Source organism: Brevibacterium picturae, from assembly GCF_030453725.1.
GTDB lineage: Bacteria > Actinomycetota > Actinomycetes > Actinomycetales > Brevibacteriaceae > Brevibacterium > Brevibacterium sandarakinum_A.
In genome coordinates this window covers 1-3,651 of the sequence record NZ_JAKDJU010000237.1, presented here as the reverse complement: position 1 = coordinate 3,651, position 3,651 = coordinate 1, and the positions used below count along the sequence as shown (strand labels likewise).

Annotated in this window: 4 protein-coding genes; 3 read left to right on the top strand and 1 reads right to left on the bottom strand. The window is 66.3% G+C overall.

Features of this window, described 5'->3' with window-relative positions:
* Positions 1-556 (top strand): cysteine hydrolase family protein (locus L0G76_RS14805; protein WP_369696193.1); only part of this gene is annotated, 556 nt, incomplete at its 5' end.
* A 182-nt stretch (positions 557-738) separates the two neighbouring features.
* Here L0G76_RS14805 and L0G76_RS14800 read toward each other — a convergent pair.
* A complete protein-coding gene (locus L0G76_RS14800; RefSeq protein ID WP_304357918.1) occupies positions 739-1,920 on the bottom strand; it encodes a glycosyltransferase family 4 protein in 1,182 nt (393 codons plus the stop codon).
* A 225-nt stretch (positions 1,921-2,145) separates the two neighbouring features.
* Between L0G76_RS14800 and L0G76_RS14795 the strand changes: the two genes are divergently transcribed.
* Together L0G76_RS14795 and truA are read left to right on the top strand one after the other, a co-directional pair.
* Positions 2,146-2,787, top strand: coding sequence for a LemA family protein (locus tag L0G76_RS14795; protein WP_304357917.1), 642 nt, complete (start codon positions 2,146-2,148; stop codon positions 2,785-2,787).
* Positions 2,784-3,638 carry a tRNA pseudouridine(38-40) synthase TruA gene (gene truA / locus L0G76_RS14790; RefSeq protein ID WP_304357916.1) on the top strand — a complete coding sequence of 285 codons (855 nt, stop codon included), beginning with the start codon at positions 2,784-2,786 and terminating at the stop codon, positions 3,636-3,638. Before L0G76_RS14795 ends, truA begins: the two co-directional genes overlap by 4 nt.
* The last annotated feature ends 13 nt before the right edge of the window (positions 3,639-3,651 follow it).

The window sequence follows — 3,651 nt, the reverse complement described above, 5'->3', positions numbered from 1 at the left end:
ACCCCACCGCCCCGTCCTGCTCGCCATGGACTTCCAGAACGGCATCGCCGGTGATGAGGCCTTCACCACAACCGGCGTCCTCGAACGCGCCCACGATGCTGTCGCTGCCGCAAGGGAGAAGGACATTCCCATCATCTGGGTGCGCGTGGCACTGAGAGAAGGGCAGCCCGAGCTTGCGGAGACGGCTTCCTTCGCGCAGATTGCGGCTCATGGTGATCTCGACGAGGCCCATGCGTCGACGAGCATCCATGACACTCTGGGCCGCCGTGAGGGCGAACCGATCGTGACGAAGCGCCGCATCAGCGCCTTCACCGGTAGTGACCTCGCAGTCCTCTTGCGCGGCTACGGTGCCGACATGCTCATCCTCACCGGCGTTGCCACCAGTGGAGTGGTCCTGTCGACCATCCGTCAGGCCGCAGACCTCGATTTTCGCTTGACGGTGCTCGCCGACGCGTGTGCAGACCGAGACGAAGAAGTTCACCGGGTGCTCATGGAGAAGGTCTTTCCCAAACAGGCCACGGTCCTCACCGTCGATGAATGGGCTGCCCAGGCCTGAAACGCTGTCCTGGGCCCTGACCGCGAACTCATCGCCAGCACCTGCAAGCTGCCGCCGACGCCCGCATGCTGCCGCCGGCACCCGCATGCTGCCGCCATCATCACGAGCACACCTCAGCATCGAGCGGTCACGCTATAACCTGCGCTGTCGACGCTAAGGTGCGCGCTCGATGCTGATCAGTCTCAGAAGCTCGAGGAATCCTCGACGTCGGCGCCCGTCTGGACGGTGAACCCGCGGCCGAGGACCTGCGGGTGCGGATTCTCGATCGCCCGCGAGTAGTGGCCGATGAGCTGTGAGCACACGCTCTTCCAGCTGCGGCGCAGCACCTGCTGCCGCCCGGCGACGCCGAAGGCCCGGCGTTTCGCCTCATCGCCGAGGAGGTCGGTGACATGTTCGCGCATCGCCGCCAGATCCTTGGGAGTGTAGAGCCACCCCGTGTGGGAGGAGTCGACGAGGTCGAGCGGGCCACCTCGGGCAGGGGCGATGACAGGAACCTCGGAGGCCATGGCCTCCTGAATCGTCTGGCAGAACGTCTCGAGCTCACCCGGTGCGACCATGAGATCGAAACTCGCCACAGCCTGCGCCAGGGCGTCGCCGCCCAGGAAGCCGGCGAAATGCGCGTTCGGCAGGCTCCGTTCGAGCTTCGCCCGCCAGGGACCGTCGCCGACGATGACGAGCTTCGAACCGGGCAGATCGTCCACGGCGGCCAGGTCTTCCACCTGCTTCTCGGCGGCGAGCCGACCGACGTAGCCGATGATCTTCTCGCCGCCGGGAGCCACGGAACGCCGCCAGGCCTCGGACCGGTGACTCGGGTCGAAGCGGGAGGAATCGACCCCGCGGGCCCACAGATCCACCTCGGCGACTCCGAGCCCGGACAGCTGATCAAGGGTATAGGACGAGGGAACCAGAGTCAGGGAAGCATGCTGGTGGATATTGCGCACATGCGACCACAGCATCGCCTCGAGTCCGTGCATCCCATAACGGGCGGCATAGGCGGGAACCTCGGTCTGATAGATCGCCACGGTCGGCAGGTCGAGGCTCTGAGCGGCCAGGACTCCGCGCCAACCGAGCACGAAGGGGCTGGCAAGGTGGACGACATCGGGGTCGAAGGCCTCCAACAGTCGCTTGATGCGGCCGACCCCGCCGGGTGCGACTCGAACCCGCCGATACTTCGGCAAGGCGATCGAGGGAACACGGACGATTCGGGCTCCGGCGACTTCTTTGGGCCCGTCGCGACGCGTGCCCGGGGCAATGATGAGGACCTCGTCGCCCCGGTCGGCCAGATGGTCGAGGACGCGCAGGAGTGAGTGGGTGACCCCATTCATATTGGGGAGGAAGGACTCTGCAATGATCGCTACTCTCACAGAACTCAGTTCACGCTCTCTGAGTGAAGAACGGGCGACACCGAGGCGACGTTCCGGCGACGAATGGCCGAAATCGCCTCGCCCCGCAGGATCCGGCGCCTCGCATCAGCGGACCCACGGTGACGAGCGGTCAATCTGTTCGTGACGAGTCTGACCTGTTCGCGACGAGTCTGAACCCCGCGTAAACTTAGGTTTCGGACAAGCGAGCGAGAAGGGGAGGCGACAGTGGTCTGGTTCATCGTCGGAGCGTGCGTGCTCGCCCTCGTCGTCCTCGCTCTGGCCCTGACTTTGCTGCGATTCAATCAGCTGTCGATGGCTCGTTCGCTCTGTGATGAGGCCAAACGTCAGCTGCTCGTCGAACTTCGCGGCCGGCATGCCCTCGTACCCGCCTACATCGGAACCCTGCAGCAGGTCACCACGCACGATCTCAGCTCTGTCGAGCTGGCGCTCGCCTCGGCCGAACGCGCACCGTTCGGTCGTCGCGGTGCCGCCGCGGAGAGTGCGCTGACGCGCGCCGTCGACGCAGCTGCACAGATTCCCAGCCAGGTCAGCGGCAGGAGCATCGCCGCGGATTCGACCCTGGCGATGCAGACGGATCCCCGTGAAGAGTTCGACACCACCATCGCGCTGCTGCATGGTCAGCTGAACGTGCTGACCGAACGCATCCGGTCCGGGGCACGCATCTACAACACGAACGTCGATCTCTACCACCGTCAGCGTGAGCGTGCCCTGTCGCGGCTGTTTCAGAACGTGTTCAGGGCCCGCGAGCCCTTCACCGAAGCCTCTGCCGGGCCGGAGTCTCAGAAGCAGCCCGCCACCCAGGAGCAGTCCGCAGCTCAGGAGCGATCAGGACCGGACAGGTCGTGACGCGGTTCCGCATCGACCTCGGCTATCGCGGCACCGATTTCCACGGTTGGGCGAAGCAGCCCGGTCTGCGCACCGTGCAGTCCTCGCTCGAGGCCGGGCTGACCCGGATCACCCGCGCCGAGGTGGCCACCGTCGTCGCCGGACGCACCGATGCCGGGGTCCACGCCAGACGCCAGGTCGTTCACATCGACGTGCCCACCGCCGGCATCGAGAAGCTCATCGGCAAGTCCTCCCGATCCGCCGAGGCGGCACTGCTGTCGCGGCTGCGCGGAGTCCTCACCGTCGATGGCACCGATGACCTCGTCATCCATGCCGTATCCGAGGTCCCGGAGGACTTCGACGCCCGGTTCTCCGCACTGTGGCGGACTTACCAGTACAGGCTCGCCGACCGCCGGTCATTCATCGACCCGTTGCTGACTCCCGTCACTCCCCGGCACAAGGGCGAACTCGACGTCGAGGCGATGGCGGAGGCCGCACACGAGGCCCAGGGACTCCACGATTTCCTTCCCTTCTGCAAACCGCGGGAGGGTGCGACGACGATCCGCACCCTCCACGAGCTCGACGTCGCCCGGGATCAGGAAGCCGTGATCACGATCGATCTGCGCGCCGACGCGTTCTGCCACCACATGGTCCGCGCCCTGGTGGGCGGGCTGATCAAGGTCGGATCTGGCACCTGGCCGGTGACCCGACCCGCGGAGCTCCTCGCCGAGGCGGACGTCGGCATCGACTCCGATGTTCCGATGTTCGTCACGCCCGCACACGGTCTCGTGCTCACCGAGGTGGGCTACCCGGCGGCTGATTTCTACGCCTCCCGTGCGGCTCAGACGAGGGCGCGCCGCACTCAGGACTAGCTCCCGGCCGGCC